Origin of the sequence: Marinomonas vulgaris, assembly GCF_018145875.1 — a bacterium.
Classification (GTDB): Bacteria; Pseudomonadota; Gammaproteobacteria; order Pseudomonadales; family Marinomonadaceae; genus Marinomonas; species Marinomonas vulgaris.
In genome coordinates this window covers 238,833-254,001 of sequence record NZ_JAGSSV010000001.1, presented here as the reverse complement: position 1 = coordinate 254,001, position 15,169 = coordinate 238,833, and the positions used below count along the sequence as shown (strand labels likewise).

The 15,169-nt window shown below is 44.8% G+C and carries 15 protein-coding genes and 1 tRNA gene; 13 read left to right on the top strand and 3 right to left on the bottom strand.

Features of this window, described 5'->3' with window-relative positions:
• The first annotated feature begins 77 nt into the window (after positions 1-77).
• Entirely contained in the window at positions 78-2,126 is a 2,049-nt protein-coding gene (gene rep / locus J9B83_RS01195) for a DNA helicase Rep (protein ID WP_211534852.1), read from the top strand.
• A 17-nt stretch (positions 2,127-2,143) separates the two neighbouring features.
• Here rep and J9B83_RS01190 read toward each other — a convergent pair whose 3' ends face one another.
• A complete protein-coding gene (locus tag J9B83_RS01190; protein WP_211534851.1) occupies positions 2,144-2,473 on the bottom strand; it encodes a c-type cytochrome in 330 nt (109 codons plus the stop codon).
• 174 nt (positions 2,474-2,647) lie between these two features.
• Between J9B83_RS01190 and J9B83_RS01185 the strand changes: the two genes are divergently transcribed.
• The 6 genes from J9B83_RS01185 to erpA all read left to right on the top strand — a co-directional run bounded on the left by J9B83_RS01185 (position 2,648) and on the right by erpA (position 7,628).
• Positions 2,648-2,724 (top strand) — tRNA-Arg (locus tag J9B83_RS01185).
• Positions 2,725-2,921: 197 nt separating this feature from the next.
• On the top strand, positions 2,922-3,626 hold the full coding sequence (locus tag J9B83_RS01180; RefSeq protein ID WP_211534849.1) for an SDR family oxidoreductase: 705 nt from the start codon (positions 2,922-2,924) through the stop codon (positions 3,624-3,626).
• Between the two features lie 63 nt (positions 3,627-3,689).
• A complete protein-coding gene (locus J9B83_RS01175) occupies positions 3,690-4,397 on the top strand; it encodes a helix-turn-helix domain-containing protein (RefSeq protein WP_211534847.1) in 708 nt (235 codons plus the stop codon).
• A 97-nt stretch (positions 4,398-4,494) separates the two neighbouring features.
• Complete coding sequence (locus J9B83_RS01170) at positions 4,495-5,409, top strand: DMT family transporter (RefSeq protein ID WP_236037037.1); 915 nt, start codon at positions 4,495-4,497, stop codon at positions 5,407-5,409.
• 216 nt (positions 5,410-5,625) lie between these two features.
• On the top strand, positions 5,626-7,212 hold the full coding sequence (locus tag J9B83_RS01165; RefSeq protein ID WP_211534845.1) for a peptide chain release factor 3: 1,587 nt from the start codon (positions 5,626-5,628) through the stop codon (positions 7,210-7,212).
• Between the two features lie 68 nt (positions 7,213-7,280).
• The gene (gene erpA, locus J9B83_RS01160) at positions 7,281-7,628 is read left to right on the top strand and encodes an iron-sulfur cluster insertion protein ErpA (protein ID WP_110575191.1); all 348 of its coding nucleotides are present in this window, start codon (positions 7,281-7,283) and stop codon (positions 7,626-7,628) included.
• 124 nt (positions 7,629-7,752) lie between these two features.
• Here the strand turns inward: erpA and J9B83_RS01155 are convergent, their stop codons facing one another.
• Both J9B83_RS01155 and J9B83_RS01150 read right to left on the bottom strand, forming a co-directional pair.
• The gene (locus J9B83_RS01155; protein WP_211534843.1) at positions 7,753-8,589 is read right to left on the bottom strand and encodes a hypothetical protein; all 837 of its coding nucleotides are present in this window, start codon (positions 8,587-8,589) and stop codon (positions 7,753-7,755) included.
• Between the two features lie 135 nt (positions 8,590-8,724).
• A complete protein-coding gene (locus J9B83_RS01150) occupies positions 8,725-9,027 on the bottom strand; it encodes a YhbY family RNA-binding protein (protein WP_211534842.1) in 303 nt (100 codons plus the stop codon).
• A 99-nt stretch (positions 9,028-9,126) separates the two neighbouring features.
• Between J9B83_RS01150 and rlmE the strand changes: the two genes are divergently transcribed.
• From rlmE to secG, 6 genes are all read left to right on the top strand, one after another.
• Positions 9,127-9,747, top strand: a complete 621-nt coding sequence (rlmE, locus tag J9B83_RS01145) for a 23S rRNA (uridine(2552)-2'-O)-methyltransferase RlmE (protein ID WP_211534840.1) — start codon at positions 9,127-9,129, stop codon at positions 9,745-9,747.
• A gap of 69 nt (positions 9,748-9,816) precedes the next feature.
• On the top strand, positions 9,817-11,751 hold the full coding sequence (gene ftsH / locus J9B83_RS01140; protein WP_236037035.1) for an ATP-dependent zinc metalloprotease FtsH: 1,935 nt from the start codon (positions 9,817-9,819) through the stop codon (positions 11,749-11,751).
• A 24-nt stretch (positions 11,752-11,775) separates the two neighbouring features.
• Positions 11,776-12,609, top strand: coding sequence for a dihydropteroate synthase (folP, locus tag J9B83_RS01135; protein WP_211534836.1), 834 nt, complete (start codon positions 11,776-11,778; stop codon positions 12,607-12,609).
• Positions 12,609-13,955 (top strand): phosphoglucosamine mutase, encoded by a 1,347-nt coding sequence (gene glmM / locus J9B83_RS01130; protein ID WP_211534835.1) that lies wholly within the window; start codon positions 12,609-12,611, stop codon positions 13,953-13,955. The genes folP and glmM overlap by 1 nt, the downstream gene beginning before the upstream one ends.
• An 87-nt stretch (positions 13,956-14,042) precedes the next feature.
• A complete protein-coding gene (tpiA, locus tag J9B83_RS01125) occupies positions 14,043-14,792 on the top strand; it encodes a triose-phosphate isomerase (protein WP_211534833.1) in 750 nt (249 codons plus the stop codon).
• Positions 14,793-14,795: 3 nt separating this feature from the next.
• Complete coding sequence (gene secG / locus J9B83_RS01120) at positions 14,796-15,149, top strand: preprotein translocase subunit SecG (RefSeq protein ID WP_211534831.1); 354 nt, start codon at positions 14,796-14,798, stop codon at positions 15,147-15,149.
• Positions 15,150-15,169 lie beyond the last annotated feature (20 nt).

The following is a 15,169-nucleotide window of genomic DNA, read 5'->3' as shown; positions in this document are numbered from 1 at the left end:
TTGCGGTCGTGCGACAAGGCGTATTGTCGGTTACACTTAGCGCTGATTTTTTATCGCTTTGTGAGCCAGGTTTTTCCATGAGTCAGTCTTTACCGTCTATTTCCCAACGTCTGCGTAATTTGAATGAGCGTCAGCTTGATGCGGTGAAAAAGATTGATGGGCCGTTATTGGTTTTGGCTGGTGCTGGGTCGGGAAAAACCAGTGTAATTACGACGAAAATCGCTTATTTGATTCAAACCTGTGGTTTTAAGGCCAGTAGCATTATTGCGGTTACCTTTACTAATAAAGCCGCGCGTGAGATGAAAGAGCGGGTAGTAGGCATGCTGTCTAAGTCGGAAAGCCGCGGTTTGAGTATTTCAACTTTTCATAATTTAGGCTTGCGAATTTTGCGTAAAGAGTTTCGTCGCGCTGGCTTAAAAGAAGGCTTCACGCTGTTTGATGCGCAAGACTCCTTGAGCTTGGTAAAAGAAATTTTAGACAAAGAATTCAACGGTCAAATGGATTCTGCGGCTTATTGTCAGCATACGATTTCGAACTGGAAGAACGATCTGACCACGCCCCAAGAAGCTATGACCAATGCCGATACGGAAGAGTTTTTGCTGGCGGCGCAGGTGTATGTGCAATATCAGCGTTATTTACGCGCTTATAATGCGGTGGACTTTGACGATCTGATTTTATTGCCAGTGAGCTTGTTGATGGCGGATCAAGAATTGCGTGATCGCTGGCAGAAAAAAGTGCGTTATTTGCTGGTGGACGAGTGCCAAGACACCAACGCCAGCCAGTACGAACTAATTCGCCTGTTGGCGGGTTTTCGTTGTTGCTTTACCTTAGTGGGGGACGATGATCAGTCTATTTATGCGTGGCGTGGTGCGCGCCCTGAGAATTTAGAGCGTCTGTCGGTGGATTATCCGACGCTCAAGTTAGTCAAATTGGAGCAAAATTACCGTTCCACCAAAACCATATTAAAAGCCGCCAATACGCTCATTGCCAATAACCCCCACATTCACGATAAAGCCTTGTGGAGTGACCACGAAGTGGGCGATCCGATTCGTATTATGGTGACGCGCAACGAAGACGCCGAGTCAGAACGAGTGGCCGCCGAGATTCAGTCCCGTCATTTGCGTCATGAGATTCCTTACCGAGATTTTGCCATTTTATACCGCGGTAACCATCAGGCACGATTGTTGGAAATCAAGCTGCAAGCGTACCGTATCCCCTACAAGATGAACGGTGGCACGTCGTTTTTTGCTCGAGCAGAAATCAAAGATTTGATGAGCTATTTGCGTCTTTTGGTGAACCCATCGGACGATAATGCGTTTTTGCGCATTGTGAATTTGCCCCGTCGTGAAATTGGCCCTGCGACTTTGGAAAAGGTCGGGAATTTAGCCACAGAACGTGGTATCAGCTTGTTTGAAGCTTCGGGCTATCAAGAGCTAGATGAAACAGTATCTGGTCGCTCACTGAAAAGTTTACGAGAGTTTGAACATTGGATGTCCACTTTGCGACAGCGCCTAGAAGGGGCGTCGCCTGTGCCTGTGATTGAACAAATGATTCATGACATGGATTATTATGGCTGGATTCAAGAACAAACTTCCTCCTCTAAAGCGGGCGATCGTCGTATTGAAAACGTGCGATTTTTGTTAGATTCGATCCAGCGCATGATGGAATCGGCGTGGGAAGACGATGAAACCGCCGGGTTAGATCAGGCGATTAGCAAGTTGCTATTGATCGATATGTTAGAGCGTCAGGAAGAAGAGGAAGACGAAGATAAGGTGCAGCTGCTGACGCTTCATGCTTCTAAAGGGCTTGAATACCCCCATGTGTTTTTGTTGGGCTGTGAAGAAGAGTTGTTACCCCATCGCAATAGCATCGAAAATGACGACATTGAAGAAGAGCGCCGACTGGCGTATGTGGGCATTACTCGTGCGAAAAAAACCTTGTGCATTACCATGGCAGCAAAACGTCGCCAATACGGTGAGGAGATTGACTGTTTACCGAGTCGCTTTTTAGACGAATTGCCAGAGGAAGACTTGGTTTGGGAAGGGCGTGGCGATGAAGGAGAAAGTGCCAAAAAAGAGCGCGGGCAGGCGTCGTTATCGGCACTCAAAGCTATGTTGAATGGTTAGCCAGTTTAATAAACGGATTATTTGGTGCTGTCGATCATAAATTGAATGGTGCTTTGCATTTCCTCGTCAGTACAATTAGAACACATGCCCCGTGGTGGCATCGCCTTGATGCCGCTGATCGAATTTTTAAGTAAGGTTTCCATACTTTTATCCACATGAGGTTGCCAATCGGCACGGCTGCCTAATTTTGGTGCGCCAGCTACACCGCTCATGTGACATGCCACACAGTAAGTGTAAAATATTTTTTCACCGGAGCGCTCGGCATTGGCCATGTTGCTAAGAGTTAGCAGCGTGAAAGCAAATAATCCAAGAACTACTTTTTTTAAACGCGTCGCCGCAAAAAACATCCCATACTCCAAACCAAAAGAAAGTGAACTGGCACAGTGCTCTATAACTCACCTTGCCCGTAAAAGAAAAACACCATTATCTAATGCTTTGTGTCATTAAGCACTGGAATCCTGAGTGATTTCCTTTAGAATACGCACCTTAAGTCGTTCCAGACTTATATTGTGATATCACATGCGCCCGTAGCTCAGCTGGATAGAGCGTCGCCCTCCGGAGGCGAAGGCCGGAGGTTCAAATCCTCTCGGGCGTACCATTCTCCTTTTACTTATCCACTCTTTTGTACTGCTTTCAAGCACACTTTTATTTTTGTTGTTGTCTGAATGACCATGATTTGCCTAGTACTTTTGCTATTTAGGGTGTAGTTTTTCTACACTGTTCAAGTGTTTTTATCGCGCGAAATTTGGTTGTCTATGCGCCATACTGATTTTCCAACACATAGGAGATCAGAGTATGACAAGTCAAAAAGTAGCATTGATTATGGCTGGTGGTTCCGGAATGGGAGCCGCTGCGGCGCGCAAATTAGCAAAAGAAGGGTATCATGTTGCGATTCTTTCTTCGTCTGGAAAGGGGGAGGCGTTAGCGAACGAGTTAGGCGGGATCGGTGTGACCGGCTCTAACCAATCTGAGAATGATATACAGCGTTTAGTTGATTTGACCATGGAGAAATGGGGGCGAATTGATGCGCTTGTTAATTCCGCCGGACATGGCCCTAGATCCCCAATATTGGACATCACCGATGAGGATTGGCACCTCGGTATGGAAGTGTATTTGCTTAGTGCTATTCGCCCCATTCGACTTGTCGCACCTATTATGGTTGCTCAAGGTGGCGGCAGTATCGTGAATATTTCCACGGCTTGGGTGAATGAGCCGACGGCTACTTTCCCGACATCCACCGTCTTTCGTGCGGGATTGGCCAGTTTTATGAAGATTTTTGTCGATGATTATTCGGTAAATAATGTTCGTATGAATAACGTGTTGCCAGGTTGGATTGACAGTTTACCTGAGCTAGAAGCGCGCCGTGATATGGTGCCTATGGGGCGTTATGGTAAGTCTGATGAAATTGCTAATACAATAGCTTTTCTATTATCAGATGATGCGGCGTATATTACTGGGCAAAGCCTTCGCGTGGATGGTGGTGTGACTAAGTCGGTGTAACTTAGACGGCTTATCGAAAGCGCATGTGATAACCTGCTTATTTATCATGATTATAGCGCCATTATGACAATTAATTTGAGTATCCGTGCTTACTCCAAGCAGCTGAATCGCCATGCTCATGATGCTTACCATCAATTGGTTTTGCCGGTAAAAGGCAGCATTCATATGGGTGAACACCTGAATCGGGTAATGGTGGGAGAGTGTGTGGTGATTCCAGCGGGTGTCACTCATGTTTTTAAAGCCGATGAGGCGGCGCGTTTTATTGTTGCTGATATGAATGCGCTGCCTATGCATTTAGTAAAAACAACGTCTTTTGTTTTTACGGTATCCCCGCCTTTATTGAGCTTTCTATATTTTGTTGAGAAACAACTTGAACATCAAGTTGATAGCGGTCTCGAGTTTTTAGTAGCTACTATGTTTTATCAGTTGCTAGAGCAGCAAGACACAACAGGAGCACTGGACTCTCGTATTCGTTCTGCGCAGACAATTATCTCAGAGCAACTTGATCAATCGCTCAGTATTGAAGTGCTTGCAGCCGCGGCTTTTTTGGGCCCTACACAGTTTAAAAAGCGCTTTAAAGAATGTGTAGGCTTGAGTGTTTATCAATATATTATTCAACAACGTATGGAGAAGGCGAAGGCTTTACTCACGCACACTGACTGGCCTGTTGTTTTAATTGCTGAAAAAGTCGGTTATACCGATTTATCCGCGTTTAGTCGTCGTTTTTCTTTGTATTTTGGTGTTTCCCCACGGGCTTTTTCAAGAGCTTGACTTAAATCGTCTGTCCAGACTGTTTTTACGTCTTTTCTGCAAATACTCCTACTCTTTTGTTAGTTATTATTTGACTAGAGTTTTTCATCGAGTGTACATGAACAGTAAGGTTATTATGGCGATGTTTCAATTAACACAATATCAATATGGCAGTTTGTCTATCTTGTTTGCCGCTGTTCTATGGGGAACCACGGGTACGGTTGCGAGTTTTGCGCCAAACATTAGTCCTTTGGCCATCGGTGCTTTTTCTATGGGCGTTGGTGGTGTGATTCAAGCCTGCTTGGCTGTTAGGCACTTTGGGCTGGATGTTTGTCGTTTGCGCCAACATAAAGCCAATATTGTGTTAAGTGCCTTGGCGCTTGCTATTTACCCCTTGACATTTTATTCGTCGATGCAATTGGCCGGCGTGGCCATAGGTACGGTGATTTCCATCGCTTCAGCGCCATTTTTTTCAGTGCTATTAGAGTGTCTATTTAGCAAACATAATATGGTTTCTCGGCGTTGGTTAATGAGTTTGGTTATTGGGCTCATTGGTATTGCGCTACTGGTGTTCAGTGAACCTTCTGCAGAAGCTCATACAACATTAAATTCTAGAGAAGTGGGGGTTATGTTGGGGCTGCTCGCAGGGCTAACGTATGCTGGCTATTCGTGGGGAGCAAAAGCCATGATCAGCGACGGTGTGCGTTCGCAAAGCGCCATGGGTATTATTTTTGGCTTGGGAGCGATGTTGCTGTTACCGACTTTGGTTTTCACCGGCGATAACTTGTTTTCTTCTGTTACTAATATCTTGGTAGTCAGCTACATGGCATTAGTTCCTATGTGCTTGGGTTACATCGCTTTTGGTTTTGGCCTGCGCTATGTCAAAGCCAGTAATGCCAACGTTCTGACTTTATTTGAACCTGTGGTGGCAGCCGCATTGGCTGTGATTGTCGTGGGGGAGTTTATTCCAGTACTTGGCTGGATTGGCATTGTTTTGATCATGGTGTGTTTACTGTTGCAAGCCAAAGGTTAATGGTCTCAGTTTTTACGCTTGAAAGGTGCTTTAGACTAGGGTGTTTTCGTCTTGTTTCAGTCGTTGGTGTATCTGTGATTGTGTATAACCTTGAGATCAGCGAGAATAGTCGCCGATTATAATTCACACGACGGACAACACCCCACGAAGAACTGATTTTACAAAGTGCTTCCAAAAAAGTGTACAGATCCGAGTACAAACTAAAAGAACTTATACATGGCAAACCAAGAATTTATCAACGAAATCAACACTCGACGCACCTTTGCTATCATCTCGCACCCAGATGCCGGTAAAACCACCATTACCGAAAAGCTACTATTACTCGGGCAGCTCATTCAAACCGCAGGTTCTGTTAAAGGGCGCAAGGGTGATAAGCATGCCACATCCGACTGGATGGCAATGGAGCAGCAGCGTGGTATCTCGATCACCTCTTCGGTGATGCAGTTTCCCTACAAAGACCGTATGGTTAATTTGCTGGATACCCCTGGGCACGAAGATTTCTCGGAAGATACTTACCGTACGCTGACCGCTGTCGATTCCGTGTTGATGATTATTGATGGTGCCAAAGGGGTAGAGGATCGAACCATTAAGTTGATGGATGTCTGTCGTCTTCGCGACACGCCGATTTTGACGTTTATTAACAAAATGGACCGCGATATTCGTGATCCAATCGATTTGTTAGACGAAGTGGAAAGTGTGCTGAAAATTGCAGCGGCACCGATTACTTGGCCAATTGGCATGAGCGACTTTTTTAAAGGCGTTTACAACCTGTATACAGACACCATTCATGTGTTTGTTCGGGGTCGAGGGCATACCTTGATGGACGATGTTCGTATCGAAGGTTTGCATTCAGATGAAGCCAAAGCCTTGCTGGGTGATGACTGGGAAGCCTATGTCGACGAGATAGAGTTAGTGCGCGGTGCGAGTCATGAGTTCGAATTAGAGGCTTACCTTGAGGGGCAGCTAACGCCGGTATTTTTTGGTACGGCTTTGTCTAACTTTGGTGTTCGAGAAATGCTGGATGGGTTCGTTGAATGGGCGCCGTCTCCGATTGATCGTGATACTAACGGCCGCAAAGTCTCCGCTTTAGAAGAGAAGTTTTCTGGCTTTGTGTTTAAAATTCAAGCCAATATGGACCCAAAACACCGTGACCGTATTGCCTTTATGCGTGTTTGTTCAGGCACTTATCGACGTGGCATGAAGATGCGTCATTGTCGTCTTGGAAAAGATATTAAGGTAACGGATGCTGTGTCTTTTACGGCGGGTGACCGAGAAGGTGTAGAAGAAGCGTTTTCTGGCGATATCATCGGTTTGCACAACCACGGTACGATTCAGATCGGCGACACCTTCACTGAGGGCGAAGAGCTAAAATTTACCGGTATTCCTCACTTCGCCCCAGAGCTGTTCCGTCGCGTACGTTTAAAAGATCCGATGAAGATGAAGGCGCTACAAAAAGGCCTTCAGCAATTGTCAGAAGAAGGCTCTACTCAGCTGTTTATGCCGCAGCGTAACAATGAACTCATTGTAGGCGCGGTGGGGCAATTGCAGTACGAAGTGGTCGCGTACCGCTTGAAAGACGAATACAAGGTGGAATGCATTTATGAGCCTGTCAATGTGAACACAGCTCGTTGGGTAGAGTGTGACGACCCTAAGAAGTTTGAAGAATTCAAAAATAAATGCCGCGATAATTTGGCCATTGATGGCGGCGGTCATTTAACGTATCTGGCGCCAACGCGAGTAAATTTAATGATGGCGGAAGAAAAGTGGCCTCAGGTTCGCTTCCGTTCTACTCGTGAGCATTGATCAATACTTGACTAAAATACTAGGATAAGCAGATAATCCATCTATTAAAATAGTTTATTGGTGTTGAAATGAGTATGGTTGAATCGATTGATCCTATTGAGTTTACCGATGCGGCAGCAGCAAAGCTGCAATCTTTGATCGAAGAAGAAGAAAACGATCGGTTGATGTTACGTGTTTATGTAACCGGTGGTGGTTGCTCCGGCTTCCAATACGGTTTTACATTTGACGAAGAACATCAAGAAGACGATACGGAAGTAAAGCGCAATGGTGTGACCTTGGTTGTCGATCCGTTGAGCTTTCAGTACCTTGTAGGTTCAGAGGTGGATTACAAAGAGAATCTAGAAGGCTCTCGTTTTGTGGTGCAAAACCCTAACGCCACTTCAACCTGTGGTTGTGGTGCGAGCTTTAGCATCTAATTTTCTTGTTAAGCAATTTCAGACAATAAAAGCCTTTCACCAGTGATGGTGAGAGGCTTTTTTTATGCCCATGAAAACTGAAAGAAATCTTTACTTTTAGTAATAAGAATTTGGCCAGATGGTTTTAGGCTTTGGTGTAAAGGTTGTTGGCTTGCCTTGAGCGAGTTTCCTCGCTGATGGTGTTGCCCGTTAAAGGGGAATAGTGACCAACAAATAATAAGCCAATGCGGTTATCACCTAATACCGCCGGGGTAAGAATATTTTTTTTGGCACGCCACACTCTCAGACCTGTGATATTAGGGGATGTATTTTGTTCGGTGAGTCGACTTTGGTTTACATGACTATAAAGGGGAGATAATTGGTCGGGCTCTCCATCTTGGTCGAGAAAAATATGAAAATGACTGGTTTGCTGGGCAAGAAATTCTGGAGAATATGGCGTTCGTAAAATGGGCAGTGTGGTTTCTTTGGGGTGGGTCGCAAAGAACTCGGGTGGTTTAGGGGAGCCGTTGTGGGATGACATTAACAAGGTCATGTCTAATGTGTTGCCGTAAAAAGGCTTCACTGGAATGTGAAAAATAAGCTGCTTAGATATAGGCGGCTTATATCCTTCCGGTGTCAGGTAGCTTGGTGACTTGTTGTTGGTTTCATTAGAAGGAGGGACTTGTAGAAATAAAGCCCAGCTTTTCTGATCTAACATCAGTTCTTCAGGAGAATGAAGGTGTAGGCTGTCGTTAAAAACATGACTAAGCACGTGCTCGACCAGATTTGCAAAAATACTAGATGAAGCGGTTAAGGGAGTGCTTTCTTCGCTATCAAGAAATATTTCTTTCACTTCATGGGCGGCAGAGCTGAGCTCAACCGAGTCTTGATGGTGGCCAGCTGGGCGATATTTATTTTTAGTTAGCCATTTTTTCCCATTAGGCTGGGTAATGGTTTTATTAATCGCCTCGACAAAAATCATGATTACGACTCCTTAAAATGGGCTTTTTAAGGTATCGGCTGATCTGCTTAAGAATTTAGAGATAGTCTGTTTTTTAATCAAAAAAGACTATCTCATCATGCTGTTTCGTTTTTGTGCCGATGGCTGATGTACGGCTTAGCGAAGTAAATTAGACAGTTTTGGGTTGGGTTCTAACGCCGCACGATAAAAAAGCGCTACTTTACCAATGGTTTGCACGGTTTCACATTTCATGATTTTGCTGATTTCAGCAATAAGCGCAGTGCGAACGTCACGATCCATGATGCTAATACGCACCTTGATCAATTCGTGATCTTCAAGAGCTCGGTCTATTTCGACCTGCACGGTTTCTGTTAATCCATTGCCCGCAATCATAACGACTGGATTAAGTGCGTGTCCGATTAGGCGATACTGCTTTTTTTGGGCGTTTGTAAGGCTCATAGTTAAATTTTCTCATATTAGTTGACCCTCTTTATTGGAGGCTTAAGAGGTTAAGCGATATTATAGCGGAATATTGACTGATTTAGGTATGATGAAAACGTGGCAAGATCAAAAAGTAGTAATAATTGGATGAAGGAACATTTTGACGATCCGTATGTCAAAAAATCCCAACAAGATGGTTACCGATCCCGAGCCAGTTACAAGCTTATCGAGATCAATGAAAAGGATAAACTGTTTCGTCCTGCTATGCGTATTGTAGACTTAGGTGCTGCGCCAGGTGGTTGGTCTCAGGTCGCGGCGAAACTGGTCGGTGACAAAGGTACGATTGTCGCTTCAGATATTTTGGAAATGGCGCCTCTACCAGGCGTCAGTTTTGTTCAGGGTGACTTTACAGAGCAAGATGTGTACGAAGCTATTTTAGCTGAAATTGGCGAAGAGAAAGCAGATCTTGTAATTTCAGATATGGCCCCCAATATGAGTGGTAACAGTTCTTCTGATCAGCCACAAGCCATGTATCTGGTAGAGCTTGCTTTGGATATGGCAGCACAAGTGTTGCGTCCAGGTGGAAATTTTTTGGTGAAAGTGTTTCAAGGGGAGGGTTTTGAAGAGTACCTTAAAACCATGAGAGCCCAGTTTGGGTCAGTGATTACGCGTAAACCAGATGCATCACGAGCAAGAAGTCGTGAAGTTTACTTATTAGGAAGACAATACAAAGGTTAATAGGACGTGTTCTGGTATGATAGCCAGTAACATTTTAAATAACCGTTAAGAGGTGTGCTCTTGAACGATATGCTGAAAAATATACTGTTGTGGTTGGTCATTGCTGCTGTGCTGCTAACCGTGTTCAATAACTTTAACACTGCGCCTGATACAAATCGGATTTCTTATTCCGAATTTGTGAAAGAAGTGCAGGATGGTCGTATAGCGAAAGTTATCGTAGATGGCTATACCATTAGTGGTAGTCGTACTGGTGGTGATACGTTTGAAACCGTTCGTCCTGCGGCGGCTGATCCAAAAATTATGGACGACTTGCTAAGCAACAATGTCGTTGTTGAAGGCCGTATGCCTGAACAGCAAAGCATTTGGACACAGTTGCTGGTTGCTAGTTTTCCTATCCTTCTTATTCTTGCCATTTTCATGTTTTTCATGCGTCAAATGCAAGGTGGTGGCGGTGGTAAAGGCGGCCCTATGTCCTTTGGTAAATCCAAAGCGCGTTTGTTACCTGAAGACCAGATTAAAACAACTTTTGCTGATGTAGCTGGTTGTGATGAAGCAAAAGAAGATACAGAAGAGCTGGTTGATTTCCTTAGAGAGCCAAGTAAGTTTCAGCGCTTAGGTGGTAAGATTCCTCGTGGTATCTTGATGTGCGGTCCTCCAGGTACAGGTAAAACCTTGTTGGCAAAAGCCATTGCTGGCGAAGCGAAGGTACCATTCTTCACCATTTCTGGTTCTGATTTTGTGGAAATGTTTGTGGGTGTGGGTGCGTCTCGTGTTCGTGATATGTTCGAGCAGGCGAAAAAACATGCACCTTGCATCATTTTTATCGATGAGATCGATGCGGTAGGTCGTAATCGTGGTTCCGGTATGGGCGGCGGTAACGATGAGCGCGAACAGACGTTGAACCAATTATTGGTTGAAATGGATGGCTTTGAAGGCAATGAAGGTATTATCGTTATTGCGGCGACTAACCGTCCTGACGTATTAGACCCTGCATTATTGCGTCCTGGTCGCTTTGACCGTCAGGTGCAAGTAGGTTTGCCTGATATTCGTGGTCGTGAACAGATTCTTAAAGTGCATTTGCGCAAAGTACCTTGTGATGACGATGTTGAGCCAAAAAACATTGCTCGTGGTACGCCAGGTTTCTCTGGTGCGGATTTAGCAAACTTGATTAACGAAGCGGCGTTGTTTGCTGCTCGCTCTAATCGTCGTTTGGTGAACATGGAATTGCTTGAGTTGGCGAAAGACAAAATCCTCATGGGTGCGGAACGCAAGACCATGGTAATGAGCGAAAAAGAGAAGCTCAATACCGCTTATCATGAAGCCGGTCATACCATTATTGGTTATTTAGTGCCAGAACATGACCCTGTTTATAAGGTATCGATTATCCCTCGTGGACGTGCTCTGGGTGTGACCATGTATTTGCCTGAAGAGGACAAATACAGTGTTAGTAAGATTGGCTTAGAAAGTCAGGTATGTAGTTTGTATGGTGGTCGTATCGCAGAAGAGTTAATACATGGCTTTGATGGGGTATCTACCGGTGCATCCAATGATATTGAACGTGCGACCAGTATTGCTCGTAACATGGTGACCAAATGGGGCTTGTCTGAAAAACTTGGGCCGTTTGCTTACGAAGAAGACGACAACAGTGGTAGCTATATTTCTGGTCCTACGGGAAGTAAAGCTAACTATTTCTCACCTGAAACTGGTAAAACTATTGATTCTGAAGTTCAAGACATCATTACACGATGCTACAAAACAGCGACTCAGATTCTTGAGGATAACCGATCTAAGTTAGATGTTATGGCTGAAGCCCTGATGCAATACGAAACGATTGATGCCAAGCAAATTAAAGAAATTATGGATGGCAAAAAACCGTCTCCACCTGAAGGTTGGTCTGATAAAGGTAATGCACCTAAATCGGATGACGCAGACGCGGAAGTGGTTGTAGATGCGACTGACGCAGGTGAAGGTGTGGAGCCAGCCGCTAAACCGGTTAGCGAATAACAAAAAATAGGATTCTGTTATTTTATGTCCTTAATGTTGTTTGGGGACAAGTCGCTCGACTTGTCCCGCCCCCAAGTGATGGGGATATTGAATGTCACTCCAGACTCGTTTTCAGATGGCGGGTCTTTTTCGTCTCTAGAGGCGTCTCTTTTTCAAACCGAAAAAATGATTGGCGAAGGTGCTAGCATTATAGATGTTGGTGGAGAGTCTACTCGCCCAGGTGCTCAGCCAGTCAGTGTTCAGCAAGAGCTTGATCGCGTCCTTCCTGTTATTGAAGCCATAAAGCAGCGTTTTGATATTATTGTTTCGATCGATACCAGTACAGCAGATGTTATGACACAAGGTGCTAAATTGGGTGCTGGATTGATAAACGATGTTCGTGCGCTTGAGCGCGAGGGTGCTTTGCAAGCGGCTGCTATGACTAATTTGCCGGTTTGTCTGATGCACATGAAAGGCGCCCCACAAACCATGCAGCATCAACCAGATTATGTGTCTGTGGTGGATGAGGTGACGAATTACTTGTTGTCTCGCGTGTCTGCTTGTGAGTCTGTCGGTATAGACAGATCCGCTATTTTGCTGGACCCAGGCATCGGTTTTGGAAAAACGTTAGCTCATAATTTAAGTCTTTTGAAACACACTCGTCATTTTCGCGATTTAGGTTTTGAGGTGTTGATTGGTGTCTCCCGCAAGACCATGATTGGCGATGTGTTGAACGCACCGGTAAGTGAAAGGTTGTACGGCACAATGGGCGCAAATGCAGCTACTTATGCTAAAGGCGCACGAATTTTTAGAGTGCATGATGTGAAGTCTCATGTAGAGATGCTTGAGCTCATGTATCGGATTGAGAGAGAGGGTTAATGCGTAAATATTTTGGTACAGATGGAATTCGTGGAAAAGTGGGAACGACCCCGATAACACCAGAGTTTATGCTTAAACTGGGCTGGGCTGCCGGGCAAGTGTTTAAAGAACGCGATAAAAAGATCCTTATAGGCAAAGATACTCGAGTATCGGGATATATGTTCGAATCCGCATTGGAGTCCGGTATTGTGGCGGCAGGTGCGGATGTTCGACTGGTTGGCCCCATGCCTACGCCTGCCATCGCGTACTTAACTCGTACTTTTAGAGCTAGCGCAGGTATTGTCATTAGTGCCTCTCATAACCCTTATACTGATAACGGCATTAAGTTTTTCTCTGCAGAAGGCGGCAAGATTTCAGATGAACTAGAAGAGCGCATTGAGTATTTTTTAGAGCAACCAATGGTTGTTGTTGATTCGGATCGAATTGGCCGAGCTCGCCGCATTGATGACGCTGCAGGGCGTTACATCGAGTATTGTAAAGGCACGTTTCCCATTGGTTTGCAGTTAAGTGGCTTAAAGATAGTCGTTGACTGTGCCGATGGGGCGACTTACCACGTTGCGCCTCGTGTGTTTTCAGAGCTCGGTGCAGAAGTTATCTCCATTGGTGTAAACCCAGACGGATTAAATATTAACGAGTTTAGTGGCGCGACTAAGCCTGAACTGCTTCGCAAGAATGTGTTGGCTGAAGAAGCGGATATCGGTATTGCGTTAGATGGTGATGGAGATCGGCTGATATTGGTTGATCGCAACGGCGTGGTTCGTGATGGCGACGACATTCTTTATATCATTGCAAACCATTTGATGCAGACGGGTCGCTTTAGTGGTGGTGTTGTTGGCACACTGATGAGTAACTTTGGCCTGGAATTGGCTTTTTCAGAAACCGGGATTGGTTTTAGTCGTGCCGCAGTAGGGGATCGTTATGTAAACGAGAAACTCATGCAACATGGCTGGGTGTTAGGCGGAGAGCCATCGGGTCATATTGTATGTCGATCTATTACGACGACAGGGGATGGGATCGTAGCAGCGCTTCAGGTGTTAAGAGCCATGGTGGAAGAGGGTAAGTCTTTAGATGAGCTGCTGAAAGGGTTGGTGAAATTTCCTCAAAAGCTTAAAAATATTCGTGTTGCAAAGCGTTTTGTGCCCAATGAAGAGCCTGCGTTGCAAAAAGCCATCGCTGTTGCTAACGAGCGACTCAATGGGTTGGGGCGCGTATTGCTGAGAGCTTCTGGAACCGAGCCGCTGATTCGTGTGATGGTCGAAGGTCGAGACGATAAAACCGTAGACGAACTTGTAGACTATCTTGTGTCTGAAGTGGAAGCAGTTGTTGCATCAAAAATTGCGGAATAAAGTTCTTTTGAAAGTGTAGCCAAATAAATGCTTGAAACAATAGCGCTCATTCCATAGAATGAGCGCCTCGAATTTAGGGGTTAGAATATGATTCGTCAAAAGATAGTAGCCGGTAACTGGAAAATGAATGGCTCTTTAGAGTCCATTAATGTCTTGTTAGATGGCTTATTAAAGATGAAAGATTCTAATTCGGAAGTGGTTGTTGCTCCTTCATTTCCTTACCTCTCTGCCGTATCAAATAAAATTGCAGAGAGTAATTTGGTGTTGGCTGCTCAAAATGTCAGCCAAGAAGAAAAAGGTGCTTATACTGGGGAAGTTTCTACTTCTATGTTAAGTGACTTTGGGGTGAAATATGTTTTGTTGGGGCACTCAGAGCGTCGCTCTTTGTACGCTGAGACAAACGATTTAGTTGCCACTAAAGTAAAAACTGTTTTAGATAGTGGGCTAACGCCTATGTTATGTATAGGTGAAACCTTATCTGAGCGTGAGTCAGATAAGACGCTTGAAGTGTGTACGCGACAACTTCAAGCAGTCATTGATGTTATTGGAATTGAATCTTTTGATAAACTTGTGATTGCTTATGAGCCAGTTTGGGCAATAGGGACGGGTTTATCGGCAAGTTCAGAGCAAGCGCAAGAAGTGCACCAGTCAATAAGAGCGTTTTTGGCTGCAATGTCAGATACTGTGTCGCAGCGTGTACAGATTTTGTATGGTGGCAGCGTAAAAGCGTCAACCAGCTCAGCATTGTTTGCAATGCCTGATGTAGATGGTGCTCTTGTGGGTGGTGCATCACTCGATGCAAAAGAATTTTTAGAGATAGTAAAAGCAGCAGGTTAATTGATGGAATCACTTATTTTAGTTTTGCATGTGCTAGCGGCAATCGCTATTATTGCGCTTGTTCTATTGCAGCAAGGTAAAGGTGCTGATGCCGGCGCTTCTTTCGGTGGTGGTGCTTCTCAAACTGTGTTTGGTAGTCAAGGCAGCGGTAGTTTTTTTGGGAAGATGACAGCAGTGTTTGCTTTAGTTTTCTTCTTAACAAGTTTTGGTTTGGCTTTTTTTGCTAGTGAACAAGCGAAAAGTGTATCAGGTGCTTTGGATTTCGTGCCATCAGCCACTCAAGTAGATGGCTCTGTTGATTTACCAGATTTAGGTACGAACCAGAGAAGTACATCGGATTTGCCGGTAACAGAATAGATTTTTGTGTTGTCGTGTTG